We start from the raw sequence: 24,711 nt of genomic DNA, 5'->3' as shown, positions 1-24,711 counted from the left end.
AGAGCAACGCGGGGTCGCTTATGGCCCATGATCCACCCCAGGATGGGCCATAAGTGACCCCGCGTTGCTTGGAAACTAGGGGGATTGCACCAGTCCTTCCCACCTCACAGTCCAGTCCGGCGGGAAACCAGGGGCGTGACGATCCGGTCCGTTGTCCCAGCCCGCCGCCATCAGGGCCGCCGCGGCCAGCAGCCCACCATTGCCGGGCAGGTACAACGGCAGAGAGTCGGTTTGGCGGTTGTGACCGTTGGGAAGCACCGTGTTCTTTCCGGCTTCCAGCAGGAGCGCGTCCACAGCGGCCTCGGGGTCGCCCAGGCGTGCGGCGGTCATGGCCATGACGGGGTAATCCCAACCCCAGGTGCTGCCCCAGTCCCAGTCCGCCAGGACGTCCTTCAACGTAGCGCGCATGACGTCCGGGTCGATCAGCGCGGTCTCCGGGAGGACTCCCAGTGCGCACAGCATGGAGGGATGGTCCGTGCGGATGGTGAAGGGCTCCGCATCGATGGCGGCATACACGCCGTCCACCACCCGCGGTGGGACCATCCCCTCGGCTACATCGGACCAGGCAGGCACAGGCTCCAGTCCCAGCCGTTCCCGCCAGGCGGCCGCTGTATTGAGCCCCCATTGCCAATACGCCAGCTCAAACGTGGGGTTTGTGACCGTCGACCTGATCGCGCCATAACTCTCCTGCGCCGGAATCAGGGGCGGCCCCAACTCGAACCCCCTCGGCGTGGGATGGGCGAAACTGGCCATGAAAGCCGCCGAGTCGAGCACGATCTCCGCGAACTCCTCCAGCACCTCCCGCGTGGGATTGGCCCGGTACACCAGCTCGGCCAGGTAGATGGGGTGCGGTTGTTGCCAGATCAGGAAAGTGCCGATGGTGCTGGGGCTCTCCCGACCATCCGGTCCCACCTGTTTGGGCCAGCGGACGCCGTCAAAACCCTGCTGCTTGGCGGTCTGCCTCGCTGCATCCAAGACCGTGGAATACCACCGCAGGGACGGCAGCAGGAGCTCCACCCGGTTCCAGGGGGCAAAATGCGCGGCGTGCCACCAGTGCATTTCCAGGTGGAAGCGGCCACGCCAGGAATTGCACACGAGGCCCGTCTCCTGCGGCGGCAGCGATCCCGAACAGTTGATCGTCGTCAGATATTGGGACAAGACAATCCGTCGTTCCAATTCCTTGGCCCGGGGATCACTGGTCGAGTCCAGTTCAATCGCGCCGCCGGAGCACCAGAACCGGGGCCACCAGTCGGCCGAGGCTGCCGCGACGCAGCTGCCGGCTTCCAGTTCCGGTGAACGCACGACGCCGGCCCCTGGCTTCGCCTGCTGGCTCGCCACAGTGGTTGCTTGGCTTTCTTTGTTGCCACGCGGGATGCAATCACCGTCGCCGCCTGAAACAAATGCGATGGAGAGGTCCAGGACGTCCCGCTTGGCGTTGATCCGCACGGAGTGCTCGCCCGCCTGCTCAAGGTCCAGGCCGCTCCCAGTGACCACGACGTCATACCGGGAGTCATCCAGTTCGCGGTGCACAACCCACTGTGTGGCGTTCGTGGTTGGGGCTTGGGCGGGCAGGTCCAGCTTCGTGGTGTGGGCCTCGGGCTTGGTCCAATCGGCGGCATCATGCCAGGCTTCGGAACCGTACGGAAAGTCGATGCCGATCAGCAGCCCGTGCCCCAACGCGGGCGACTCCACGCGCAAGCCGAGCCCGTCGACGTCGGGATGGCACGCCGTCGTGACCTTGACGGGGTGACCCGCCAGCATGAAGCGGCTGGTTACAGTGCCGGTCCACAGGTCCAGGGTCTGTTCAGTTGCCGTGACATCTGACGGTGTCAGGGCGCGTTCCTGCCCGTCCTCGATCAGCCGGAATCCGATCCGGCCGAGGTCCAGTCGATGCGGATTGGCCCTCAGCCACGTCTCGGCGGCGGAGGTATCCGTCTCTCGGTCGTTGACGATCTCGCCCACCATGTCCACGTACGGGACGGACCCGCGGGGTGAATCGTAGAGGACTGTGGAATCGGCCAGTGTGTAGGGTCCGGCGGGCGGAACTGAGTGCCAGGCCCACTGCGCTTGGGTCCCAAGGAGTGTTCCGGGCGGGAGTTCGTCCCGTACCCCGACGGGGTACAGGCCGGGGAATGTCTGAAGGCCCGTGAGGTCCATGGTGAACGCAAATTCGCCGTTGCCCACAGAGACCGGGCTTCGCGGGTCCAGAGCCTGCTGGCGCACGTTGTGCCGCCTGACGAGGGCCTCCCGGTCGATGTGACGCCGGCCAATGGGTCCGGAAGCAGGCGAGAGTACCACCGTGTCCTCGAGTTCGCGCAGGGGGAAGAACGCAGCACGCTCTTCAGGACTTTTGTTGGGCTGGTGCAATGTAAGGAACAGGCCGCCGTCGAGGTCCCGGGCGATCATGCCGTGTCCGCCGTCCTTGCTCCACAACGCCGCGGGTTCCTGGGCCCATGGGCCCAGCACGGTCCCCGACTCGCTGCGGGCAACACCCATGGCGTAGCCCTCCTCACCGAAGCTGGACCAGAGCATGATCAGCTTGCCGCTGGAGAGCCTGTGCAGGAACGGGCCATCGGTGACGTGGAGGGGTGCCCCGCTGTGGGACGGTCTGTCCAAGGGACGAGACCAGGGGGCCTCGGAAGCCGTGAACAAGACGCGCGGTTCGCCTTGTGCGCTCCTGAGGTCGGGACTGAGCCGTTGGGCGACCATGGCGCCGTCGTCGATTTGCTTCCACTCGTGGCAGAACACCAGCCACGGCACTCCGTCCTGGTCGACGTGCAGCGTTCCGTCAAGGCACTCCCATTCGGAGGGAGTGACAGGGCCGTCGCTCCAGGGCTCATACGGGCCTTCGGGCTCCACGGCAGAGAGTATCTGGGTTCCACGGGAGTGGCCGGGGGCGGTGAAGGTCGCGAACATGTAATAGCGGCCGCGGTACTGGTGGACTTCGGGCGCCCAGTATTGTTCGTTGCTCCAGAAACCGGGAGCGGGACGGAACGCCGGGAACGGCCCCTCCCATGCCAGGAGGTCATTGCTCCTGTAGCAGTCGAAGCCCGTGGCCGGACCGGACCAGATGTTTTCGTCAGTACTGCCGAAGAGCAGGTACTCGTTGGATGCGGGCAGCGTCAGGACGTAGGGGTCCCGGATCTGGATCTGTTCCAAGCGTTGGGGCACGGCGGACTCCTCGCGGAATGAATAGTTCATGATCTGAACCATTGACGAATATACACCCTTTTGATACGTTTCAGGAACCGTTTTCTCGAGGCTGAAAGAAGCTTACCCAATGACGCGTAAATCTCTCCGAAATATTCGCAAATCCCTGGCGTTCCTTACTGCCGTAGGCATGCTGGGGCTCACCGCCGCATGTTCCAGTCCTTCCTCCAACCAAGCTGAAGACGGGCCAGTGGAAATCCGTTTCTCATGGTGGGGAAACGCCTCGCGTGCCGAGCTGACCAACAAAGCCATCAAGGAGTTCGAAGCCGCCAACCCCAACATAAAGGTCAAGCCCGAGTACGGCGACATCGGTGGCTACTTCGACAAACTGGCCACCCAAGTGGCCGCCAACGATGCCCCGGATGTCATCACCATGGGAGGCGCCTACCCTGCCGAGTACGCCAACCGCGGCGCACTTCTGGACCTCTCCAAGGTGCAGGGCTCCCTGGACCTGTCAAAGCTGGATCAGGGTGCCGTGGAAAACGGCCAGGTGAAGGGCAAACAATATGGTGTCTCCACCGGAGCCAACGCTCTGGCGATCGTGGTGAACCCCGCTGTCTTCCAGACGGCAGGAGTTGCCCTGCCGGATGACAGCAAGTGGTCGTGGGATGACTTCGCCAAGGTGGCCGCGGACATCACGGCCAAGAGCCCCAAGGGGACCTACGGCACGGCGACGGTTCTAACCCATGACTCCCTGGATGCCTTCGCCCGCCAGCGCGGGAAGTCCCTGTACACCCAGGACGGCCAGCTGGGTCTGGACAAGGACACTGTGCAGGACTACTTCGACTTCTCGTTGAAGCTCAGCGAATCCGGTGCGGCCCCCAGCGCCTCCGAGACTGTAGAGAAGCTCAATGCCAGCACGGAGCAGACGCTCATGGGCATGGGCCAAGCCGGCATGATGCTCACCTGGAGCAACTCCCTCTCTGCGCTCAGCAAGGCATCGGGGGCTGACCTGAAATTGCTCAAGCTCCCCGGTGAGACGCCCACTCCAGGCATCTGGCTCCAGTCCTCACAGTTCTACACCATTTCCGCTCGCAGCAAGCACACTGATGCCGCCGCCAAACTGGTGAGTTTCCTGGTGAACAACGAGGCCGCGGCCAAGATCATCCAGAGCGACCGTGGCGTGCCCAGCAACGCCGGCATGCGCACGGCCGTCCAGGACCTGCTGACGCCCCAGGGCAAGGTTGAGGCCGCCTACATTGACCAGATCGGCAAGATGGACTTCGCCCCAACGTACATCGGTCCTACCGGTTCCACTGCCGTTTCCGAGATCACGGCCCGCATCAACACCGATGTCCTGTTCAAGCGGCTGACCCCGGAGAAGGCTGCCGATCAGTGGCTTAGCGAAAGCAAGGCCGCCATTGGCAAGTAACTACCCAACCAGGGGACAGCACATGCTCTACTGAGGCCTCAGTGGAGCGTTTGCTGTCCCTTACTTGGGTGCGCAGGGCCGTCAGGTGGCGTCGCGGATCTCCAGATACGGGTCGGCCCAGGCGCCGATGATGCGCGCCACTCGCGCGGCCTGGCCCTTCCCCGTGAGGAGATGTTCGCTGCCTTCAAGGGAGATGAAGCTCCGGGGATGCCGGGCAGTGCGGAAGATTTCGCTTGCGTTGTCGATGCCCACGGTGTTGTCGGTGGGGGAGTGCATCACCATCAGGGGCTTGTGGAGCGTCCGGATGCAGTCGCGCAGGTCAGCCCGCTCCACGTCCTCCACGAAGTGCCGGCGGATCTCCATGGGACGTCCGCCCAGGTCCACCACGGCGCTTCCGTCACGGAGAATGGACTCGATTTCGGCGTCGAACATGTGCTCCACATGCTTGGGCTCATACGGCGCGCCAACAGTCACCACGGCGTTCAGCCCCGGAATGTCACGGGCAGCGGCCAGCACAGCCGCGCCGCCGAACGAATGCCCTACCAGCAAAGAGATCTCCCGGCCTGTGAGCCGCATGAAGTCTGCCGCCAGGATCGTGTCGGCCACCTTGACGCTGAAGGACCCGGCAGACCATTCGCCTTCGGACCCGCCGAGGCCCAGGTTGTCGAACCGGAGCATGCCAACACCCTGCTCAGCCAGTCCTTTGCAAATACGCGACGCCGCAGGGCTGTCCTTGCCCAGCGTCAGTCCGTGAGAGTACACGCCCCAGCCCCGCACGGGACCTTCGGGTACGTCCACAATTCCGGCCAGCGAATCGCCGGTGCTTCCCGTGAAGCTGATCTTCTCCGAGCGTGACACGCTGGTCTCCTTGCGTTGCGTTGTGGGTTGCGGCAGTTGATTAACGACGACGGCGCCCCTCACCTGCGCAGGTGAGCGGCGCCGTCGTCGTGCTGTTCTTGAGGGAACGGCTGACTAGATCTTGCGGGCCAGGATGGCTTGCTTGACCTCGGCGATTGCCTTGGTCACCTGGATGCCACGGGGGCATGCTTCCGAGCAGTTGAAGGTGGTGCGGCAGCGCCACACGCCTTCCTTGTCGTTGAGGATCTCAAGGCGCATGTCGCCGGCGTCATCACGGGAATCGAAAATGAAGCGGTGTGCGTTGACGATTGCTGCCGGGCCGAAGTACTGGCCGTCGGTCCAGAAGACCGGGCAGGACGAGGTGCAGGCTGCGCACAGGATGCACTTGGTGGTGTCGTCAAAGCGCTCACGGTCCTCGACGGACTGCAGGCGTTCCTTGGTGGGCTCGTGGCCCTTGTTGATCAGGAACGGCATCACTTCGCGGAAGGACTGGAAGAACGGCTCCATGTCCACGATCAGGTCCTTCTCCACGGGGAGGCCCTTGATCGGCTCGACGGTGATGGGCTTGGACGTATCCAGGTCCTTCAGCAGCGTCTTGCAGGCGAGGCGGTTGCGGCCGTTGATGCGCATGGCATCGGAGCCACAAACACCGTGGGCGCAGGAGCGGCGGAACGAAACCGTGCCGTCGATCTCCCACTTGACCTTGTGCAGGGCGTCCAGAACACGGTCCGTGCCGTACATGGTCAGCTTGTAGTCGTCCCAGCGGGCTTCTTCCGAGATCTCGGGATCATAGCGGCGCACGCGGAGCGTGATGTGGAACGTGGGAATTTCACCGTCGCCGGCAACACTCGCCGGGAGCTCGATCTTGGATGCGGGCTCTGCCATTTCGGTCGTCATTAGTACTTACGCTCCATCGGCTCGTAACGGGTGAAGATCACGGGCTTCGTCTCCAGACGGATGCCCGCAACGGATTCCGCCGAGGAGGCGGCAGTGACGGAGTTGTCCAGGTAAGCCATGGAGTGCTTCATGAACTTCTCGTCGTCGCGGTCCGGGAAGTCCTCGCGGTAGTGGCCACCGCGGGACTCTTCACGGTGCAGCGCACCGACGGTCATGACCTTGGCCATGTCCAGCAGGAAGCCCAGCTCCACAGCTTCCAGGAGGTCCAGGTTGAAGCGCTTGCCCTTGTCCTGGACGGTAACGTGCTTGTACCGCTCTTCAAAGGATGCAATGTCGCGGAGAACCTGCTCCAGTGACTCCTTGGTGCGGAACACCTGCATGTTGGCATCCATGGTGTCCTGCAGTTCCTTGCGGATCTGCGCGACGCGCTCGGTGCCGTTGCCGCTGAGCAGACCATCAAGGATGCCGCGGGTCATTGCCTCGGGGTCCTCGGGCAGCTCGACGAAGTCGGCGGTCTTGGAGTACTCAGCAGCAGCGATGCCGGCACGCTTGCCGAAGACGTTGATGTCCAGGAGCGAGTTGGTGCCCAGGCGGTTCGAGCCGTGTACGGACACGCAGGCAACTTCACCGGCTGCGTACAGTCCGGGAACGATCGTGTCGTTGTCCTGGAGCACTTCGGTGGTGATGTTGGTGGGAATGCCGCCCATCGCGTAGTGAGCGGTCGGGAACACCGGGACGGGATCGGTGAACGGTTCCACGCCAAGATAGGTGCGGGCGAACTCCGTGATATCCGGAAGCTTGGCCTCGATGTGTGCAGGCTCAAGGTGGGTGAGGTCCAAAAGGACGTAGTCCTTGTTCGGGCCACAACCGCGTCCCTCACGCACTTCGTTCGCCATGGCGCGGGCCACGATGTCACGGGGTGCGAGGTCCTTGATGGTGGGGGCGTAGCGCTCCATGAAGCGCTCACCTTCGGAGTTACGCAGGATGGCACCTTCACCACGCGCACCCTCGGTAAGGAGGATGCCCAGGCCGGCGAGGCCTGTCGGGTGGAATTGGAAGAACTCCATGTCCTCAAGGGGGATGCCGCGGCGGAACGCGATGCCCATGCCGTCACCGGTCAGGGTGTGGGCGTTGGAGGTGGTCTTGAAGACCTTTCCGGCGCCGCCGGAGGCGAAGACGACGGACTTGGCCTGGAAGACGTGCAGTTCGCCCGAAGCGAGGTCGTACGAGACGACGCCGGCAACACGCTTCTGCTTGTACGGCGTACCGTCCTCGCGTACTGCGTCCTCCTCGACGATCAGCAGGTCAAGGACGTAGTACTCGTTGTAGAACTCAACGTTGTGCTTGACGCAGTTTTGGTACAGGGTCTGGAGGATCATGTGACCCGTACGGTCTGCTGCATAGCAGGCGCGGCGGACAGGAGCCTTGCCGTGGTCACGGGTGTGGCCACCGAAGCGTCGCTGGTCGATCCGGCCCTCGGGGGTGCGGTTGAACGGCAGACCCATCTTTTCCAGGTCAAGCACGGCGTCGATGGCTTCCTTCGCCATGACCTCGGCTGCGTCCTGGTCAACCAGGTAGTCGCCACCCTTGATGGTGTCAAAGGTGTGCCATTCCCAGTTGTCTTCCTCGACGTTGGCCAGTGCTGCACACATGCCACCCTGCGCTGCACCGGTGTGCGAGCGGGTGGGGTAGAGCTTGGTCAGTACCGCTGTGCGTGCGCGCTGACCGGACTCGATCGCGGCGCGCATGCCGGCGCCACCTGCACCGACAATGACGACGTCGTACTTATGGACCTGCATACCAGATGCTCTCTCTTTCAAAAATTCAGATGGTCGGCGGAGGCTGCTCCGCTACGTCAGGCGGACCGGCAAGCCGGCCACGCCGATGCGGCACGGGCCGCTACGGTGCCGGGCAGAACCCGCCGGGAAGCTGGACGCCGTCGACGACGGGGCACGGGTTGAACGTGAAGATCACCAGGGTGCCGAGGATGATGATGACCAGCGTGGCCGCGTAGAGGACCATCTTGAGCCAGAAGCGCGTGGAATCCTTCTCGGCGTAGTCGTTGATGATGGTGCGGACACCATTGGTGCCGTGCAGCATGGCAAGCCACAGCATGGCCAGGTCCCAGAACTGCCAGAACGGATCGGCCCACTTGCCGGCGACGAAACCGAAGTCGATGGCGTGGATGCCTTCGCCGACCAGGAGGTTCACGAAGAGGTGGCCGAAGATCAGCACTACCAGCACAATGCCGGACAGGCGCATGAATAGCCAGGCGATCATCTCGAAGTTGCCGCGGCTGGAGCCGTTGCGGTTGTACTTCGGGGCGATCTTCCCGGTGCGTGGTGTTTCGATGGTTGTCATGGCTTAGTGGCCTCCCAGCGCGAGGGAAAGGTGGCGGATGGCGAAGCCGGCGAACGTGACCAGCCACAGTGCAAGCACGACCCACAGCATCTGGCGCTGGTACTTCGCGCCCTTCTTCCAGAAGTCGATCGCGATCACACGCAGGCCGTTGAAGGCGTGGAAGATGATCGCAGCGACCAGACCCGTTTCACCCAGGGCCATGAGGGGGTTCTTGTAAGCACCAATGACGGCCGTGTAGGCCTCAGGGGACACGCGCACCAATGAGGTGTCCAGCACATGGACCAACAAGAAGAAAAAGATCACTACACCGGTAATGCGGTGTCCAACCCAGGACCACATGCCTTCACGGCCGCGGTACAAGGTGCCAGCTGGTTTTGTCGGCACTGATTAAACCTTCCTGCAACACAGCGGCGCTGGCATGGGATCCATGCGGGGGGAACGCCTGCTGCGAGAGCACTCGTAGCTCACGCCTAAATCTAGGCTTCGCTCACAGCATATTCAATTTAGGCCCGGCTTCTCTGCTTGTTAATTCCATGTTTCCTGCCCGGATTCAGGCGATTTTGGGTACCGTCTGAGACGAACGCCACATCCGTGGCGTTCTGCGGAGCTTCCCGGTTGCGTCGGATAAAGTGTTGCGGTGAGTACAGAAGACGCGAAATACCCGGAATCGCCCATGAACCGCTTCCATGCGGTCATTCCGGCGGGCGGTGTGGGGACCCGGCTATGGCCACTCTCGCGTGCCGCTGCGCCTAAGTTCCTGCACGACCTCACCGGGTCCGGCAGTACCCTGTTGAGGGCTACCTACGACCGCTTGGAGCCGCTTGCGGGCGAACGCGTGCTGGTAGTGACCGGCGAAGCCCACCGTGCGGCAGTCTGCCGCCAGCTCCCCGAAGTGGGGGACAACGAGCTCGTCCTTGAAAGTGAGCCCAAGGACTCCGGCGCCGCCATCGGCCTCGCTGCGGCCATCCTTTACCGCCGCGATCCTGACACCATCATGGGCTCCTTCGCCGCAGATCAGGTGATCAGCCCCGATGACCTCTTCCAGGAGACGGTCCGGGAGGCGATCTACACCGCGGCCGAGGGCAAGATCGTCACCATCGGCATCAAGCCCACGCACCCGTCCACGGGCTTCGGCTACATCCGCTCCGGCGCCGCGCTCAACATTGAGGGTGCGCCGAATGCCCTGGCCGTTGCGGAGTTCGTTGAGAAGCCCAGCCAGGAAGTTGCCGACAAGTACGTCGAGGCAGGCGATTACGTGTGGAATGCCGGCATGTTCGTCGCTCCCGTGGCGTTGATGCTCAAGCACCTCGAAGCCAACCAGCCCGAGCTCTTCGCAGGTCTCCAGGAGATTGCCGCGGCATGGGACACTCCGCAGCGTGCCGAAGTAACGGCCCGGGTGTGGCCCACCCTGCCCAAGATTGCCATTGACTACGCCGTCGCCGAGCCCGCAGCGGCAGCCGGCGATGTCGCCGTCGTGCCTGGCACCTTCCGCTGGGACGACGTCGGTGACTTTGCCGCGATCGGTCGCCTGAACAACGCCGGCGACGTCGATGAAGTGACGGTTCTCGGTGAGGGCGCACGCGTGTTCGCGGAGAACGCCAGCGGCGTAGTGGTTTCCGATACCAAGCGCGTCATCGCCCTCATCGGCATCAAGGATGTCGTGATCGTGGATACCCCTGACGCGCTGCTGGTTACCACCAAGGAACATGCCCAGTTGGTGAAGGGCACCGTGGATGCGCTGAAAGCCAGCGGAGATACGGACGTTCTGTAGCGCCGTCTTATACCGTGAGCCACCTCTTTGGTTGTCCTGCGTCTGAACGCGGCGTAACCAAGAGGTGGCTTTCGTTCTTCGGGTGCCGCGGATGGCTAGAGTTGTGACGTGCGCAATTACACCACTGAAACAGAGCCCACTCCTGTCGTTGGCCCCTGGGTTGATGAACTGTTGCCCGGACTCATCGAATTCCGGCGCGACCTCCATGCGCATCCGGAGCTGTCCTTCAAGGAGTTCCGGACCACGGACAAGCTCGTGGAACGGCTGGAAGCGGCCGGGCTGAATCCGCGCCGGCTCGAAGGCACCGGCTTGACGGTTGACGTGGGGGAGGGCCCCATCGCGACAGCCCTTCGTGGTGATATTGACGCCCTGCCGATCATCGAGGAAACCGGACTGCCGTTCGCCTCCAAGAACCACGGCGTCACCCACGCCTGCGGTCACGACATCCACACCACCACCATGCTGGGCATTGCCTTGGTTCTCCAGCGCATGCACAAGAACAATCCGCTGGGCGGCACGGTTCGGATCATTTTCCAGCCGGCCGAGGAAACCATGCCTGGCGGGGCGTTGTCCTGCATCGAACAGGGGGTTCTGGAAGGTGTTCCGCGCATCCTTGCCCTGCATTGCGATCCGCGCATCAACGTTGGACAGATCGGTACCCGAATCGGGGCCATCACGTCGGCATCCGACACCATCAAGATCGAACTGTCGGGGCGCGGTGGGCACACGTCCCGTCCGCATCTGACCGAAGACCTGGTCTTCGCGCTGGCGCAGATCGCCGTCAACGTGCCCGCAGTCCTTTCCCGGCGGGTCGATGTCCGCAGTGGTGTGTCCGTGGTGTGGGGGCAGATCTCCGCGGGGTCGGCCCCCAACGCGATTCCCGGCAGCGGATACATGGCGGGCACGATGCGCTGCCTGGACCGCGACGCGTGGCACGGTGCGGGGGAGCTGCTGGACGACGTCGTCAAGCAGGTTGCCGCGCCGTATGGCGTGGACGTGCACCTGGAGCACACCCGTGGTGTCCCTCCGGTGGTGAACTCCGAGCATGAAACTGCGCTTATTGAGGCATCTGCCCGCGCTGAGCTGGGGGAGAACGCCGTGGTCCTGACCCCCCAGTCCATGGGCGGGGAGGACTTTGCCTGGTTCCTGGCGGACCTCCCCGGTGCCATGATGCGCCTGGGCACCCACACTCCGGGCGGCGAAGAATATGACCTGCACCGCGGAGACTTCATCGTGGACGAGCGTGCGCTTGGGTACGCCATCCGGGTTCTCACGGGTGCCGCCCTCCGGACGATCCGGGACCTCGAACAGTAACCCAACTGAGGGACAGCACATGCTCTATTGAGTGCTCAGTGGAGCATGTGCTGTCCCCTAGTTGGGCAGGTTGGGCCGGAATGAGTTGTGCGCAATTGAATTGTGCACTATCGTTTTATTCATGAGTGACGCACCCCGCCTCCGCCACCAGGTCTGCTTCGCGCTGTACTCGGCCTCCAAGGCCGCGACGGCGGTCTACCGACCCGTGTTGGACGACCTCGGCCTGACGTACCCGCAGTACCTGGTGATGCTGGTGTTGTGGGAGCAGGAGCCGCGAAGTGTCCGTGAACTTGGCGCCGAACTGGGGCTTGATTCCGGAACGTTGTCGCCGCTGCTCAAGCGCCTTGAAGGGCTGGGGCTCGTGGAGCGTAAGCGCTCGGCGGAAGACGAACGCCGCGTGGACATTGTGCTGACCGACGCCGGAACGGCACTCAGTGCCCGGGCCCAGGCAGTGCCGCAACGGTTGGCCGACGCCGCAGGGCTCGACGCCGCCGAGATCCAGCAGCTGCACGCAACCCTCGGCAAGCTCACCGCCGCCCTGAACAGCTCACTCTGAAAATTTTCACGCGATCCAATTCCCGAAGAGAAACGGAAAACACCTTGAAGACTCTCTACACAGCCGAGGCACTGGCCTCCGGCGAAGGCCGCGACGGCAACGCCCGCACCAGGGACGGCAAGCTGGACCTGGCCCTGGCCAGCCCGGTGGAACTGGGCGGCAACGGCCAGGGAACCAACCCGGAGCAGCTTTTCGCGGCAGGCTACGCCGCATGCTTCCACTCCGCCTTGCGCCTGGTCGGCCGCAAGGAACGCGCCGATGTCAGCGATTCGGCCGTTGCGGCCAAGATCCACTTCGGCGCATTGACCGACAGCGAAGGCTACGGCCTGGCCGCTGAACTGGAGATCGCGCTGCCTGCCCTGGACCGCGAAACCGCCGAAGCCCTGATGGCCAAAGCGCACCAGATCTGCCCTTACTCCAACGCCACCCGTGGCAACATGGCCGTGGACCTCAAGCTCGTGGAGTTCGCAGCATGAGCGCCGCAGTCAGCACGCCGGTGGAAACCCGCGAAATCCAGCTCGCTTCACGTCCCGTAGGCCGTCCGGCCCCGGAGAACTTCCGCTTGGCGGCGGCCACGCTTCCCGAGCTCGCTGAGGGCCAAGTCCTGGTGAAGAACCACTTCATATCGGTGGATCCCTACATGCGTGGCCGCATGAACGACGTCAAGTCCTACTCGGCGCCGTTCCGCCTGGATGCAGCGCTCGACGGCGGGGCCGTAGGTGAGGTGATCGCGTCCCGTTCGGACGCGCACAAGGTGGGTGACGTCGTCGTGCACCAACTGGGGTGGCGTGAACACGCGGTGGTCGATGCGGCAGCGACCACTCCGGTGCCGGGCGGGCTTGCTCCGACCTCGGCCTTCCTGGGCGCGCTGGGCATGACCGGCCTGACCGCCTACGCCGGCCTGCTGAAGGTGGCCGAGTTCAAGGAGGGCGACGTCGTCTTCGTCTCCGGTGCGGCTGGCGCAGTTGGTTCCATGGTGGGCCAGATCGCCAAGGCCATGGGTGCCTCCAAAGTCATCGGCAGCGCCGGTTCGGCGGAGAAAGTTGCCCGCCTTGTGGAACTCGGATTTGATGCCGCGTTCAACTACAACGACGGCCCGGTCCTCGAGCAGCTCCAGGAAGCTGCGGAAGAGCGCGGGATCGACGTGTACTTCGACAACGTCGGCGGGGAACACCTTGAGGCCGCCTTGGCCACCCTCACCGTCGGTGGGCGGGTGGCAATGTGTGGCGCCATCGCCCAGTACAACTCCACCGAGCCGCCGGCCGCCCCCCGGAACCTGGCCGTGGCCATCGGCAAGCAGTTGACCCTCCGCGGTTTCCTGGTGGGCGGACAGCGCCAGCACGCTGCCGAGTTTGCCCGGAAAATGGCCGGATGGCTTGCAGATGGAACCATCAGCTACGACGAGACGATCGTGGACGGCTTGGAAAACGCCCCGCAGGCCTTCATTGATCTGCTGGACGGAGCCAACACCGGAAAGATGCTCGTCCGGTTGTAGTCGCGGGTAGCCGGGTGTGACTTGCACACCCGGCTACTGCTTGGTAACAAAAAGTCAACAATCTGTCCGGGAGGGCGGCTTTGTGCTACTCCGGTGTGTTCCAGGCCACTAGGGTTGTTGCTATAAGTGCGCTTCGGCGCAGTGCTGCGAAGCCTCAGTGAAAACAGAATTTCTGCCCCGAAGTTTTTGGAAACGGACACTCATTGACCATCCGTCGTAGCGCCAATCACTTTCTTCCTGGAGGAAAATTGAAGAAACCACTGCGTGCCACCCTGAAGCGCGGTTCAATGGCCGGTGTCGCAACCGTCGGCGCAGCAGCGCTCCTGCTGACCGGCTGTGGCCAGGCCCCCGATGCCGGATCCGGCACCGCTACCAAGAGCGATTTCCTCGGATGCATCGTTTCCGACTCCGGCGGATTCGACGACCAGTCCTTCAACCAGTCCTCGTACGAGGGACTGAAGAAGACTGAGAAGGACCTTGGCATCCAGACCAAGTCGGCCGAGTCAAAGGCCAACAGCGACTTCGAAACCAACCTCAACGGCATGGTTTCCGCGGGCTGCAACCTGACCATCACTGTGGGCTTCCTCCTGGGCGATGCCACCAAGGCTGCCGCCGAGAAGAACACTGATAAGCACTTCGCCATCATCGACTTCGCTTATGACACCCCTGTAGCCAACGTCAAGCCGGTTGTCTACGACACCGCCCAGGCTGCCTACCTGGCGGGCTACGCCGCAGCGGCAACGTCCAAGACCGGCAAGGTGGGAACCTTCGGCGGCATCAAGATCCCGACCGTGACGATCTTCATGGACGGCTTCTACGACGGCGTCCAGGCCTACAACAAGGCCAAGGGCAAGAACGTCCAGGTTGTCGGCTGGGACAAGAACACCCAGGACGGCTCGTTCACCGGTGACTTCGAGAAGCAGGACACCGGCAAGCAGGTCACCATCAACCTGCTGGACCAGGGCGCGGACATCGTCATGCCCGTGGCAGGTCCGGTCGGCAAGGGTGCAGGCGCAGCCCTCAAGGAAGCCAAGGCTGCCGGCAAGGACGTCAAGCTCATCTGGGTTGACTCCGACGGCTACCTGACTGCTCCCGAGTACAAGGACCTCATGCTGACCTCCGTGGTCAAGCAGATGGGCGAGGCCGTTGAAACCGTGGTGAAGGACGACAAGGACGGCAAGTTCAGCAACGAAGCGTACGTTGGCACACTCGCCAACGACGGCGTGGCCATCGCCCCGTTCCACGACCTCGATTCCACTGTTTCTTCCGAAACCAAGTCCGAACTCGACGCCATCAAGGCGGACATTGTTTCCGGCAAGCTCGTTGTCGAATCGAAGGCAAGCCCCAAGAAGTAAGCAATTCCTGGACGCGCCGCCAGTACCGTGCCCCGGTACTGGCGGCGCGTTTTTGCCCTGACTAGGCTGATCCCAAAGCTCGTGGCTTTGGAGCTGTTCAGCCGTCCCTCGGACTCAAAGAACGGTGGGAGTTGTGAAACTCGAATTGAAGGGGATCTCGAAAGCGTTCGGGAACTTCTACGCCAACCAAGACATCGACCTTGTGGTCGAATCCGGCCAGATCCATTGCCTCCTCGGCGAAAACGGTGCCGGCAAATCAACCCTCATGAACGTGCTCTACGGGCTGTATGAGCCCACCGCCGGCCAGATCCTGGTGGACGACCAGCCGGTGAACTTCCGCGGCCCGGGCGACGCCATGGCTGCCGGCATCGGCATGGTGCACCAGCACTTCATGCTTGTCCCGGTCTTTACGGTGGCCGAAAACGTAGCGCTCGGTGCTGAGCCGACGTCGTTTGGCGGTGTCCTCAGCATCGACGAAACCCGGAAGCAGATCCGGGAAATTTCCGACAAGTATGGCTTCGACGTCGATCCAGACGCCCTGGTGGAAGACCTCCCGGTGGGCGTCCAACAGCGCGTCGAAATCATCAAGGCCTTGGTCCGGAAAGCCAAGGTCCTCATCCTGGACGAGCCCACAGCCGTGCTCACCCCGCAGGAGACCGACGAACTGCTGGACATCATGCGCCAGCTCAAAGCCGGCGGGACATCCATCGTCTTCATCTCGCACAAACTGCGGGAAGTGAAGGCCGTCTCCGACGTGATTACCGTGGTCCGTCGCGGCAAAGTCGTTGGCGACGCACCTCCCACAGCCTCACCTACTGAACTCGCCTCGATGATGGTGGGCCGCCCGGTCAGCCTCAGCCTCAACAAGGCCGCCGCGCAGCCGAAGGACACCACGTTCGTCGTCGAAAACCTGACGGTCCGGGCCGCCAACGGAACCAATGTGGTGGACGGGATCAGCTTCGACATCGCCCAAGGCGAGATTCTGGCCATCGCCGGGGTGCAGGGCAATGGTCAAACCGAACTGACCGAAGCCATCCTCGGAGTCCAGGAACACGTGACAGGTTCGGTGGTCCTGGACGGGAAGCAACTCCTGGGACTCCCCGTCAAGGACGTGCTGCGCTCCGGCGTCGGCTTTGTTCCCGAAGACCGTACCGTCGACGGTTTGGTGGGTCCTTTCTCCGTCGCAGAGAACCTGGTGCTTGACCTGTACGACCAGGCTCCGTTTGCCAGCGGTATCAGCATGAAGCCCGCCAAGGTGGCCGAACATGCCAAGGCCAAGATCGAGGAATTCGATATCCGCACGCCCTCGGCCGGTTCGGCTGCGGGAACCTTGTCCGGTGGCAACCAGCAAAAGGTGGTCATGGCCCGGGAGCTTTCCCGGCCGCTCCGGTTGTTCATCGCAAGCCAACCAACCCGTGGCGTGGACGTCGGTTCCATCGAATTCCTGCACAAGCGCATTGTTGCCGAGCGGGATGTCGGAACGCCGGTCATGATCGTTTCCACGGAACTGGATGAAGTCATCGAACTCGCAGACAGGATCGCCGTGCTCTACAAGGGCAAACTCGTGGGAATCGTCCCGGCGGGAACACCCCGCGACACCCTTGGCTTGATGATGGCCGGCGTCGGCCCGGAAGGAGGCTCCGATGACCACTAGCAGCGATGGGTCTACCAAGGACCAAACCCCTGAAGAGTCCACAGCGGAAGTACGGGCAGCAGACGTTGCCTTGGATACCGCAGGAGGGACCCTTGAGCCGTCCATTGTCCCGGTTTCGTCCCAGAGCGGAGATCCAGGACACCAACAGGGCAATCTGATGCGGCGCATTGTCATGGGCAATGGCTTCGTGTCGGTTTTGGCCGTCATTGTGGCGCTGTTCCTCGGTGGCCTGCTGATTGCCAGCACCGATTCCCAAGTTGCGAAGACCGCGGGCTACCTCTTCGCCCGTCCCAGCGATTTCCTGACCGCGCTGTGGGCTGCCATGACGGACAGCTATGTGGCGCTCTTCCAGGGCTCGGTCTTCAGTCCCCGGCAGGGCTTCAAGCCGCTCCTGGAAACGATGACGGTTGCCACGCCTCTCATCTGTGCCGGCCTGGGCGTTGCCCTGGCCTTCCGTGCGGGCCTTTTCAACATCGGTGCGCAGGGGCAAATCATCATCAGCGCCACCCTTGCCGCCTACGTCGGGTTCACCTGGCACCTGCCCTTCGGCCTGCACCTGCTGCTCGTTATCATCATGGGTGTCCTCGGCGGCGCCGCTTGGGGCGCGATCGTCGGTATCCTCAAAGCCCGGACCGGCGCGCACGAGGTCATCGTGACCATCATGCTGAACTACGTGGCCTTGTTCCTGCTGGACTTCCTCCTGAACACCGCAGCGTTCCGGCGGCCTGGGGACAACAGCCCCATCTCGCCGCGTTTGGATGAATCCGCAACCTACCCGGTGCTCATTCCGGGATCCCGGCTCCACCTGGGCTTCCTTGTGGCCATCGCGCTGACCTACGGCGTGTGGTGGATGTTGAACCGGTCCACCATCGGCTTTGAATTCCGTGCCGTTGGTGCGAACCCCATCGCAGCCCGCACGGCGGGCGTCAAAGTACCCCGGGCCACCATCCTCGTGATGGCACTGGCCGGTGCCTTGGCCGCATTCGGTGGCGTCGCGCAGGTCGCCGGCACCGAAAAGGTGCTGACCGGCGGTGTGGCGGCTCAGATCGGCTTCGACTCCATCACTGTTGCCTTGCTCGGCCGCAGCACGCCGTGGGGGACCTTCTTCGCGGGACTGTTGTTCGGTGCCTTCCGCGCCGGTGCCGTGCAGATGCAGATCCAAACCGGAACGCCCATCGACATCGTGCTGGTGGTCCAGTCCCTGATCGTCCTGTTCATCGCTGCTCCGCCACTGATCCGATCGATCTTCCGGCTGGAAGGCAAGAAAAAGAAGAAGGACAAGACGCCGAAGGCGGCCCCTGAAGCTGCCCTCGCCAACGCCACCGGAGGTGCCAAATGAGCGCGACAACCACTGCACCCAAGTCGGGTTCCACGGCCCTGCCGGCGTTCCGACCGTCCTTGAAAGTTCCCGTTTCACTGGGCGTCCTGGCCCTTGTTGCACTGGTCTTCTTTGGCTTCCTCGGCTCGGACAAGACAGCGGAGATGAAGATCAGCGATACCGGCGACGCGGTAGCCGTCCCGGCGCTGATGATTCCCGGCCAAGTGGGTGGCATCGTGCTCGGCATCCTGTTGCTGGCCATGGCTGCCTACTCGATCTACCTCTGGACACAGGGAGAAAAGTCGCCGAAGTGGCTTCCCATCGCGTTCGCCGTGGTCTTTGTTTTTGCCCTTTTGGTGTGGATTGTGGCCGGCGCCCGTCAGCCGTCCATTTCCCTGGCGGGCCTGGTGGCCGGTTCGGTGACCCTCGCGGTTCCGTTGGTCTTCGGCTCGCTTTCGGGTGTCCTGTGTGAGCGCGTTGGCGTGGTCAACATCGCCATCGAAGGCCAGCTCCTGGGCGGCGCTTTCACGGCGGCCCTGGTGGCGACCATGACCGGAAGCCCGTACATCGGCCTGATCGCCGCGGCAGCCGCCGGCGCGGTGGTCTCCATGGTCCTTGCGGTGTTCAGTATCAAATACCTCGTTAACCAGATCATCGTCGGTGTTGTGCTCAACGTCCTGGTGTCCGGCCTGACGGGCTTCCTGTACGGCACGCTCATGGTCCCCAACAAGGAACAGTTCAACACTCCGGGCCGCTTGGACATCCTGCCCATCCCGCTGCTCTCGGACATCCCCATCATTGGGCCCATCCTGTTCGAACAGTCCATCGCCGGCTACCTCATGTACATCGCTGTGGCCGTCGTCTGGTTCGGCTTGTTCAAGACCCGCTGGGGCCTGCGCGTCCGCGCCGTCGGCGAGCACCCGCAGGCTGCCGATACCTTGGGCATCAACGTCAACGCAACGCGTTTCTGGAACGTCACCCTGGGCGGTGCAATTGCCGGTATCGGTGGTGCGGTGTTCACACTGGTGACCATCGACTCCTTCACCAAGGACATCTCAGGCGGCCGCGGCTTCATTGCGCTGGCTGCCCTGATCTTTGGCCGATGGAATCCGATCGGAGCGTTCCTGGCGTCGCTGCTGTTCGGTTTTGCCTACAACCTGCAGTCCATTCTGGGCATCATCGGAACGCCCGTTCCCAGCCAGTTCATGGCCATGCTGCCGTACCTGGTGACCATCTTCGCCGTCGCCGGCCTGGTGGGTAAGTCGCGGCCACCGGCCGCAAGCGGCATACCGTACGTGAAGGGTTGACGATGCCAGCGGATGACGTCGACTGGAAGGCCCTGGAATCTGCCGCGGTCCAGGCGATGGCCAATGCCTATGCTCCCTATTCGAAGTTCCCGGTGGGGGCTGCGGCCCTCACCGAGGACGGCAGGATCGTCAGCGGCTGCAACGTGGAGAACGCCAGCTACGGGCTGACCCTGTGCGCCGAGTGCGCCCTGGTGGGCCAGCTTCACATGAGCGGCGGCGGCAGGATCGCCGCATTCTATTGCGTGGACGGCCAAGGCAACGTCCTCATGCCATGCGGACGTTGCCGCCAGCTGCTCTACGAATTCCGGGCACCCGGGATGCAGCTCATGACCACCCAAGGCATCAAAACCATGGACCAGGTGCTTCCTGACGCCTTTGGTCCTGAACACCTGGAGGAGACCCTTGACCAGCACTGAAGCCTTCGACGCTGTCCAGATCATCACGATCAAACGGGACAAGGGCACGCTCACCCCGGAACAGATCGACTGGACCATCGACGCCTATACGCGCGGCGTCATCGCAGAGGAGCAGATGGCGGCCTTGAATATGGCCATCCTGCTTAACGGCATGGACTGCCAGGAGATCTCGCGCTGGACCTCGGCGATGATCGCCTCGGGTGAGCGGATGGACTTTTCGTCGCTGACAACGCCCGACGGCGGCCGGAAGGCTACCAGCGACAAGCACTCCACCGGTGGGGTGGGGGACAAGATCACCCTGCCGCTGGCACCGCTGGTGGCTGTCTTCGGCGTCGCTGTACCGCAGTTGTCCGGCCGGGGCCTTGGCCACACAGGCGGAACCCTGGACAAGCTCGAAGCGATTCCCGGGTGGCGGGCCAACCTCAGCAACGACGAGATCATGGCCCAACTCCAGGACGTGGGCGCTGTGATCTGTGCTGCCGGATCGGGGCTGGCTCCCGCGGACAAGAAGCTCTACGCCTTGCGGGATGTCACCGGGACAGTGGAGGCCATTCCGCTGATCGCGTCCTCGATCATGAGCAAGAAGATCGCCGAAGGCACGGGCTCGTTGGTGCTGGATGTCAAAGTGGGCTCCGGAGCCTTCATGAAGGACGAAGCAAAGGCCCGGGAGCTTGCCGAGACGATGGTGGCCCTGGGCAAGGACGCAGGAGTACACACCGTTGCTTTGCTCACCGACATGTCGACGCCGTTGGGACTCACAGCGGGCAACGCCATCGAAGTGGAAGAGTCGGTGGAGGTCCTCGCGGGCGGCGGTCCGGAAGACGTCGTCGAACTCACCGTCCGCTTGGCCGAGGAGATGCTGGCCGGTGCCGGTATCCACGATGCTGATCCGGCGTCCGCGCTCAAGGACGGCCGCGCGATGGACGTCTGGAACCGGATGATCGAGGCCCAGGGCGGCGATCCCCGGGCGGCGTTGCCGGTGGCCAAGGAGTCCGAAGTGGTTTACGCCCCGGCGGATGGTGTCCTGGTCGAACTGGACGCATTGTCCGTGGGTGTCGCCGCTTGGCGCCTCGGAGCGGGCCGGGCCCGCAAGGAGGACAAGGTACAGGCCGGGGCGGGCGTCCGCATGCATGCCAAGCCGGGAGCTTTGGTGCGCGCGGGGGAGCCGTTGATGACGCTCCTGACGGACACCCCGGAGAAGTTCGATCGGGCCAAGGAAGCTCTCCGCGACGCGGTGGTCATAGCCCCCGAGGGTTCGCGCCCGGGCAGTCAGCTGATTATCAGCCGAATCGCCTAGGCTTAATTGTTCCGGGTCATCCTAGCGGGTGGCCCGGAACATTTGTCATCCGGCGCCTGTGGGGGAGCCGCCTACCTTAAGGAAACCGTGCAGGGCATCAACGATTTCATCCTGGCCGCGGCGGGACAGCCGTGGGTGCTGTTCCTGGTGTTGGCGTGCTGCCTGATTGACGGCTTCTTTCCGCCCATACCCAGCGAGTCCGTGGTGGTGGGCCTCAGCGCTGTATCCGGCAGCAGCGGAGTGCCGAACATCTGGATGCTGGGCTTCATGGCGGCCCTTGGAGCCTTCGCCGGGGACAACATCGCCTACATCATCGGCAGCCGCATCGGTACGCAGCGATGGCGCTGGATGCGCAGGCAACGGATGCAGGGTGCCTTCCGCTGGGCGGGCAAGGAACTCCGACGCCGAGCGGCCTCGCTCATCATGGTGGCCAGGTTCATTCCCATCGGCAGGGTGGCAGTCAACCTCACGGCAGGGGCCACGCACTTCAACCATCGCCGCTTTGTGCTTCTCACCGCAGCCTCTGCTCTTCTGTGGGCCTCGTATTCAGTGGTCCTGGGGTACTTCTTCGGCGTGTGGTTCGAGCACAACCACCTCCTGGGCGCCGTCATCGCCATTGTGGTGGCCGTGATCCTCGGCATTGTCATTGACCGCATCATCAGCAAAGTGCGCGGTGCGGCCCCCTTGGACGGAAAGAACATCCCCGAACAGGATGCCCCGCCTCCACCCACGGTATGACGCCCACAGCCTCCCAAGATCAGTCCGCCGGTTGACGCCTCAGCAAGGCCCGGCCGATAGCGTTAAGCGTGTGATTCCACGGCTGGGGCGTAGCGAACGACGTCCCGGCCATGGGACACTAAGAGCGACTTCGATCACACTGTCAAGTCATATTCATCTAGGAGCTACCGCCGCGTGGAGTTTTTGAACCAAATGCTCGAGCATGCAGCCGGGCAGCCCTGGATATATCCCGTACTTCTTGTCTTCTTCTTCATTGACGGATTTGCCACCATCCTTCCCAGCGAAACGGCCATTGTTGGGCTCTCGGCGCTGTCCCTTCACAGCGGAGAACCCAATCTTTGGATCCTCGGCGCCACCGCGCTGGTGGGAGCCATGGCGGGTGACAACATGGCGTACATGCTCGGCCGCAAGATCGGCCTGACCCGCTGGAAGTGGATGCGCCGCCCCAAGGTCCAAAAAATGTTCGCCTGGGCCCAGTACGAGCTCGACAAGCGCGGCGCAGTGCTGATCTTCACAGCCCGCTACATTCCCTGGGGACGGGTGGCTGTGAACTATGTAGCCGGCCAAACCGGATTCCGGCACCGGACCTTCTTCTGGCTGGACGCCTTTGCCTGCATCACGTGGGTGGCCTACTCCATCGGCATCGGCCTGCTTGCCGGTCAGTGGGTGCACCACAATCCGCTGCTGGGTGTTGGTATCGCCGTCGCCTTCGCTGTGGTGCTGGGTATCATCGTGGATCACACGCTTCGCTGGTGGCACAAATACCTCGAGAAAAGGGATCACTCCAAGGAGGCCGCCGCAGCCGCGCAGGCACCGTCGGTAGACGAGTCCCACAAGGCCGTAGTCGGCGTCGACCGTTCGAAGCCCGCTGGCTAAGGTCCGGCCGTCCCCCTAGTCTTAGTACGTGACTGAGCCCATACTTGACGCTGCCCCTGCCCTCGACTTCGATCTGAAGAGCCTGCCCAAGGTTTCTCTTCATGACCACCTGGATGGGGGCCTCCGCCCCGCCACCATCATTGAACTCGCCCGGGCTGTGGGCCACACGCTGCCCTCCACCGACCCCGTGGCCCTCGGCCAGTGGTTCCGCGACTCCGCCGATTCCGGTTCCTTGGTCCGGTACCTCGAGACGTTCGACCACACCATCGCCGTGATGCAGACCAAGGAAGGCCTGTTCCGGGTTGCAAAGGAATTCGTCGAGGACCTGGCTGAAGACGGCGTGGTGTACGGCGAAGTCCGTTGGGCGCCGGAGCAGCACCTCCAGAAGGGCCTGACCTTGGACGAGGTCGTAGAGGCAGTACAAACGGGCCTCGAAGCAGGCGTGGACGCTGCCGAAGAGCGCGGTCAGCAAATCCAGGTAGGCCAGCTGATCACCGCCATGCGCCACGCTGACCGTGGCCAGGAGATCGCCGAACTCGCGGTCCGTCACCGGACCAACGGAGCCGTTGGCTTCGACATTGCCGGTGCTGAGGACGGCTTCCTGCCCTCACGCTTCAGGGACGCCTTCACTTACCTGGCGGAAAACAACTTCCCCGCTACCATTCACGCTGGAGAGGCTGCCGGCCTGGAAAGCATCCAGTCAGCGCTCGTTGATGGCCGGGCCCTGCGTCTGGGCCACGGCGTGCGGATTGCCGAGGATATTTCGGTTGAGTTCGAGGACAACCCGGACGACAACGGCGAGGACACGGTTGGCATGGTGACCATTGGCAACATTGCCGGTTGGGTCCGCGACCGCGGAATCGCCCTGGAGATTTGCCCGTCCTCGAACCTGCAGACCGGGGCGATTTCCGGTTTCGGCGAGGGCATCGAGAGCCACCCGGTGGACATGCTCTTCCAACTGGGCTTCAACGTGACCATCAACACTGATAACCGCCTGATGAGCGGGGTCACGCTGACGGACGAGTTCGAGCTCCTGGTGGAAACCTTCGACTACGACCTCGATGACCTGCTGGAGCTGACCCTCAACGCAGCTGAGGCAGCGTTCCTGCCGCTGGATGAGCGCGAAGCCTTGGTTGAGTACATCAACGATGCCTACGCCAACCTCGGCTAACGAATCCAGCCTCGACGCACTGATTGGGACAATCGCTGCCCTTCGTGAGCACTGCCCCTGGATGGGGGCGCTCACGCACGAGTCGTTGGTTGAGTACCTGATCGAGGAAGCCTATGAAGTAGTGGACTCGATCGAAGCCGGTGCCGTTGATGATGAGCTCCGCGGCGAGCTGGGTGATGTGCTGCTCCAGGTAGTGCTTCATGCCCGGCTCGCCGAGGAACGCGGCAGTTTCGACTTCGCAGCTGTGGCCCAGGGCATCAACGCCAAGATGGTCCGGCGCAACGGGCACGTCTTCAAGGCCGACGGTTCCCTCCAGGAGACATTCCCGGCGAGCGTCGAGGAAATCATCGTCAAGTGGGACGCCGCCAAACGTGCCGAGAAGCCCGAACGCAAGGATCCCTTCGAGGGCATTCCGCCGCACCTCCCGGCGCTGGCGGCCGCGCAGAAGTCCCTTGACCGGGCGGAGCGCGCAGGGCTCGACACCCAAGGCGTCGCGTCCGCCGTCGAAATTCCTGTCATTCCGGACTCTGAAGAGGCCCTCGGTGAGTTGCTCCTGGGGATCGTCGCCGGAGCCCGGGAACAGGGATTCGACGCCGAACGGGCTCTCCGTGCCGCTGTTCGATCGTTTCAGAACCGCCAGGCCCGGCCTTCATGACGTGAAAGGTTGGAATTCGTTCCGTAACCTGAGCCACTCTGGACTACGCTAGTAGCGACGAGGACGTTGAGAATTTCCCTCCTCATTCCT

The 24,711-nt window shown here is 63.2% G+C and carries 22 protein-coding genes and 1 pseudogene; 16 read left to right on the top strand and 7 right to left on the bottom strand.

The features are described from left to right. Positions 1-75 precede the first annotated feature (75 nt). A complete protein-coding gene (locus ACFVSI_RS12965) occupies positions 76-2,256 on the bottom strand; it encodes a hypothetical protein (protein WP_387824064.1) in 2,181 nt (726 codons plus the stop codon). 105 nt (positions 2,257-2,361) lie between these two features. Beyond that, positions 2,362-3,201: pseudogene (locus ACFVSI_RS12960) on the bottom strand (glycoside hydrolase family 43 protein); the annotation flags it as partial. 79 nt (positions 3,202-3,280) lie between these two features. Between ACFVSI_RS12960 and ACFVSI_RS12955 the strand changes: the two are divergent. Further along, positions 3,281-4,582: an ABC transporter substrate-binding protein gene (locus ACFVSI_RS12955; RefSeq protein WP_387824041.1), complete on the top strand. Its 1,302-nt coding sequence runs from the start codon at positions 3,281-3,283 to the stop codon at positions 4,580-4,582. A gap of 81 nt (positions 4,583-4,663) precedes the next feature. Here ACFVSI_RS12955 and ACFVSI_RS12950 read toward each other — a convergent pair whose 3' ends face one another. The 5 genes from ACFVSI_RS12950 to sdhC all read right to left on the bottom strand — a co-directional run bounded on the left by ACFVSI_RS12950 (position 4,664) and on the right by sdhC (position 9,082). Beyond that, the gene (locus ACFVSI_RS12950) at positions 4,664-5,440 is read right to left on the bottom strand and encodes an alpha/beta hydrolase (RefSeq protein ID WP_387824039.1); all 777 of its coding nucleotides are present in this window, start codon (positions 5,438-5,440) and stop codon (positions 4,664-4,666) included. 114 nt (positions 5,441-5,554) lie between these two features. Next, the gene (locus tag ACFVSI_RS12945; RefSeq protein ID WP_144662357.1) at positions 5,555-6,337 is read right to left on the bottom strand and encodes a succinate dehydrogenase iron-sulfur subunit; all 783 of its coding nucleotides are present in this window, start codon (positions 6,335-6,337) and stop codon (positions 5,555-5,557) included. Beyond that, a complete protein-coding gene (gene sdhA / locus ACFVSI_RS12940; protein ID WP_262277779.1) occupies positions 6,337-8,136 on the bottom strand; it encodes a succinate dehydrogenase flavoprotein subunit in 1,800 nt (599 codons plus the stop codon). The genes ACFVSI_RS12945 and sdhA overlap by 1 nt, the downstream gene beginning before the upstream one ends. Positions 8,137-8,236: 100 nt before the next feature. Beyond that, positions 8,237-8,698 (bottom strand): succinate dehydrogenase hydrophobic membrane anchor subunit, encoded by a 462-nt coding sequence (locus ACFVSI_RS12935; RefSeq protein WP_274261068.1) that lies wholly within the window; start codon positions 8,696-8,698, stop codon positions 8,237-8,239. A gap of 3 nt (positions 8,699-8,701) precedes the next feature. Beyond that, on the bottom strand, positions 8,702-9,082 hold the full coding sequence (gene sdhC, locus ACFVSI_RS12930) for a succinate dehydrogenase, cytochrome b556 subunit (RefSeq protein WP_018777254.1): 381 nt from the start codon (positions 9,080-9,082) through the stop codon (positions 8,702-8,704). Positions 9,083-9,371: 289 nt separating this feature from the next. Here sdhC and ACFVSI_RS12925 point away from each other — a divergent pair, with 289 nt between their 5' ends. The 15 genes from ACFVSI_RS12925 (at position 9,372) to ACFVSI_RS12855 (ending at position 24,621) form a co-directional block, all read left to right on the top strand. Next, on the top strand, positions 9,372-10,469 hold the full coding sequence (locus ACFVSI_RS12925; RefSeq protein WP_387824061.1) for a mannose-1-phosphate guanylyltransferase: 1,098 nt from the start codon (positions 9,372-9,374) through the stop codon (positions 10,467-10,469). Positions 10,470-10,577: 108 nt separating this feature from the next. After that, a complete protein-coding gene (locus tag ACFVSI_RS12920; RefSeq protein WP_387824034.1) occupies positions 10,578-11,783 on the top strand; it encodes an amidohydrolase in 1,206 nt (401 codons plus the stop codon). A gap of 121 nt (positions 11,784-11,904) precedes the next feature. Then, on the top strand, positions 11,905-12,339 hold the full coding sequence (locus tag ACFVSI_RS12915; protein ID WP_387824032.1) for a MarR family winged helix-turn-helix transcriptional regulator: 435 nt from the start codon (positions 11,905-11,907) through the stop codon (positions 12,337-12,339). A gap of 44 nt (positions 12,340-12,383) precedes the next feature. Beyond that, entirely contained in the window at positions 12,384-12,815 is a 432-nt protein-coding gene (locus ACFVSI_RS12910) for an organic hydroperoxide resistance protein (RefSeq protein ID WP_387824029.1), read from the top strand. Next, entirely contained in the window at positions 12,812-13,834 is a 1,023-nt protein-coding gene (locus tag ACFVSI_RS12905) for an NADP-dependent oxidoreductase (RefSeq protein ID WP_387824027.1), read from the top strand. Before ACFVSI_RS12910 ends, ACFVSI_RS12905 begins: the two co-directional genes overlap by 4 nt. A 287-nt stretch (positions 13,835-14,121) precedes the next feature. Next, positions 14,122-15,189 (top strand): BMP family protein, encoded by a 1,068-nt coding sequence (locus ACFVSI_RS12900; protein WP_387824058.1) that lies wholly within the window; start codon positions 14,122-14,124, stop codon positions 15,187-15,189. Positions 15,190-15,322: 133 nt separating this feature from the next. Beyond that, positions 15,323-16,843, top strand: a complete 1,521-nt coding sequence (locus ACFVSI_RS12895; RefSeq protein WP_387824024.1) for an ABC transporter ATP-binding protein — start codon at positions 15,323-15,325, stop codon at positions 16,841-16,843. After that, entirely contained in the window at positions 16,833-18,182 is a 1,350-nt protein-coding gene (locus ACFVSI_RS12890; RefSeq protein ID WP_387824021.1) for an ABC transporter permease, read from the top strand. Before ACFVSI_RS12895 ends, ACFVSI_RS12890 begins: the two co-directional genes overlap by 11 nt. Next, positions 18,179-19,468, top strand: coding sequence for an ABC transporter permease (locus tag ACFVSI_RS12885; RefSeq protein ID WP_387824018.1), 1,290 nt, complete (start codon positions 18,179-18,181; stop codon positions 19,466-19,468). The genes ACFVSI_RS12890 and ACFVSI_RS12885 overlap by 4 nt, the downstream gene beginning before the upstream one ends. Positions 19,469-19,470: 2 nt before the next feature. Next, positions 19,471-19,884 carry a cytidine deaminase gene (locus ACFVSI_RS12880; protein ID WP_387824015.1) on the top strand — a complete coding sequence of 138 codons (414 nt, stop codon included), beginning with the start codon at positions 19,471-19,473 and terminating at the stop codon, positions 19,882-19,884. Next, positions 19,871-21,181 carry a thymidine phosphorylase gene (locus ACFVSI_RS12875; RefSeq protein ID WP_387824012.1) on the top strand — a complete coding sequence of 437 codons (1,311 nt, stop codon included), beginning with the start codon at positions 19,871-19,873 and terminating at the stop codon, positions 21,179-21,181. Before ACFVSI_RS12880 ends, ACFVSI_RS12875 begins: the two co-directional genes overlap by 14 nt. Before the next feature lie 87 nt (positions 21,182-21,268). Beyond that, a complete protein-coding gene (locus tag ACFVSI_RS12870) occupies positions 21,269-21,919 on the top strand; it encodes a DedA family protein (RefSeq protein WP_387824009.1) in 651 nt (216 codons plus the stop codon). A 192-nt stretch (positions 21,920-22,111) separates the two neighbouring features. Then, positions 22,112-22,795 (top strand): DedA family protein, encoded by a 684-nt coding sequence (locus ACFVSI_RS12865; RefSeq protein WP_387824056.1) that lies wholly within the window; start codon positions 22,112-22,114, stop codon positions 22,793-22,795. Positions 22,796-22,823: 28 nt separating this feature from the next. Further along, positions 22,824-23,966 carry an adenosine deaminase gene (locus ACFVSI_RS12860; RefSeq protein WP_387824006.1) on the top strand — a complete coding sequence of 381 codons (1,143 nt, stop codon included), beginning with the start codon at positions 22,824-22,826 and terminating at the stop codon, positions 23,964-23,966. Continuing rightward, a complete protein-coding gene (locus tag ACFVSI_RS12855) occupies positions 23,944-24,621 on the top strand; it encodes a MazG nucleotide pyrophosphohydrolase domain-containing protein (protein ID WP_387824003.1) in 678 nt (225 codons plus the stop codon). The genes ACFVSI_RS12860 and ACFVSI_RS12855 overlap by 23 nt, the downstream gene beginning before the upstream one ends. Positions 24,622-24,711: the final 90 nt, after the last annotated feature.

The organism is Paenarthrobacter sp. NPDC057981, from assembly GCF_042886835.1.
In the GTDB taxonomy this organism is placed as follows: Bacteria; Actinomycetota; Actinomycetes; order Actinomycetales; family Micrococcaceae; genus Arthrobacter.
Note: the sequence above shows the minus strand (reverse complement) of the source record. Positions and strands in the feature narration are given on the sequence as shown.

Bases quoted from the DNA above. Each gene is read 5' to 3' on its own strand.
- ACFVSI_RS12925 (WP_387824061.1), top strand. From the start codon at position 9,372: ATGAACCGCTTCCATGCGGTCATTCCGGCGGGCGGTGTGGGGACCCGG.
- ACFVSI_RS12880 (WP_387824015.1), top strand. From the start codon at position 19,471: ATGCCAGCGGATGACGTCGACTGGAAGGCCCTGGAATCTGCCGCGGTC.
- ACFVSI_RS12885 (WP_387824018.1), top strand. From the start codon at position 18,179: ATGAGCGCGACAACCACTGCACCCAAGTCGGGTTCCACGGCCCTGCCG.
- ACFVSI_RS12865 (WP_387824056.1), top strand. From the start codon at position 22,112: ATGCTCGAGCATGCAGCCGGGCAGCCCTGGATATATCCCGTACTTCTT.
- ACFVSI_RS12900 (WP_387824058.1), top strand. From the start codon at position 14,122: ATGGCCGGTGTCGCAACCGTCGGCGCAGCAGCGCTCCTGCTGACCGGC.
- ACFVSI_RS12955 (WP_387824041.1), top strand. From the start codon at position 3,281: ATGACGCGTAAATCTCTCCGAAATATTCGCAAATCCCTGGCGTTCCTT.
- ACFVSI_RS12855 (WP_387824003.1), top strand. From the start codon at position 23,944: ATGCCTACGCCAACCTCGGCTAACGAATCCAGCCTCGACGCACTGATT.
- ACFVSI_RS12905 (WP_387824027.1), top strand. From the start codon at position 12,812: ATGAGCGCCGCAGTCAGCACGCCGGTGGAAACCCGCGAAATCCAGCTC.
- sdhA (WP_262277779.1), bottom strand. From the start codon at position 8,136: ATGCAGGTCCATAAGTACGACGTCGTCATTGTCGGTGCAGGTGGCGCC.
- ACFVSI_RS12915 (WP_387824032.1), top strand. From the start codon at position 11,905: ATGAGTGACGCACCCCGCCTCCGCCACCAGGTCTGCTTCGCGCTGTAC.
- ACFVSI_RS12890 (WP_387824021.1), top strand. From the start codon at position 16,833: ATGACCACTAGCAGCGATGGGTCTACCAAGGACCAAACCCCTGAAGAG.
- ACFVSI_RS12935 (WP_274261068.1), bottom strand. From the start codon at position 8,698: ATGACAACCATCGAAACACCACGCACCGGGAAGATCGCCCCGAAGTAC.
- ACFVSI_RS12945 (WP_144662357.1), bottom strand. From the start codon at position 6,337: ATGACGACCGAAATGGCAGAGCCCGCATCCAAGATCGAGCTCCCGGCG.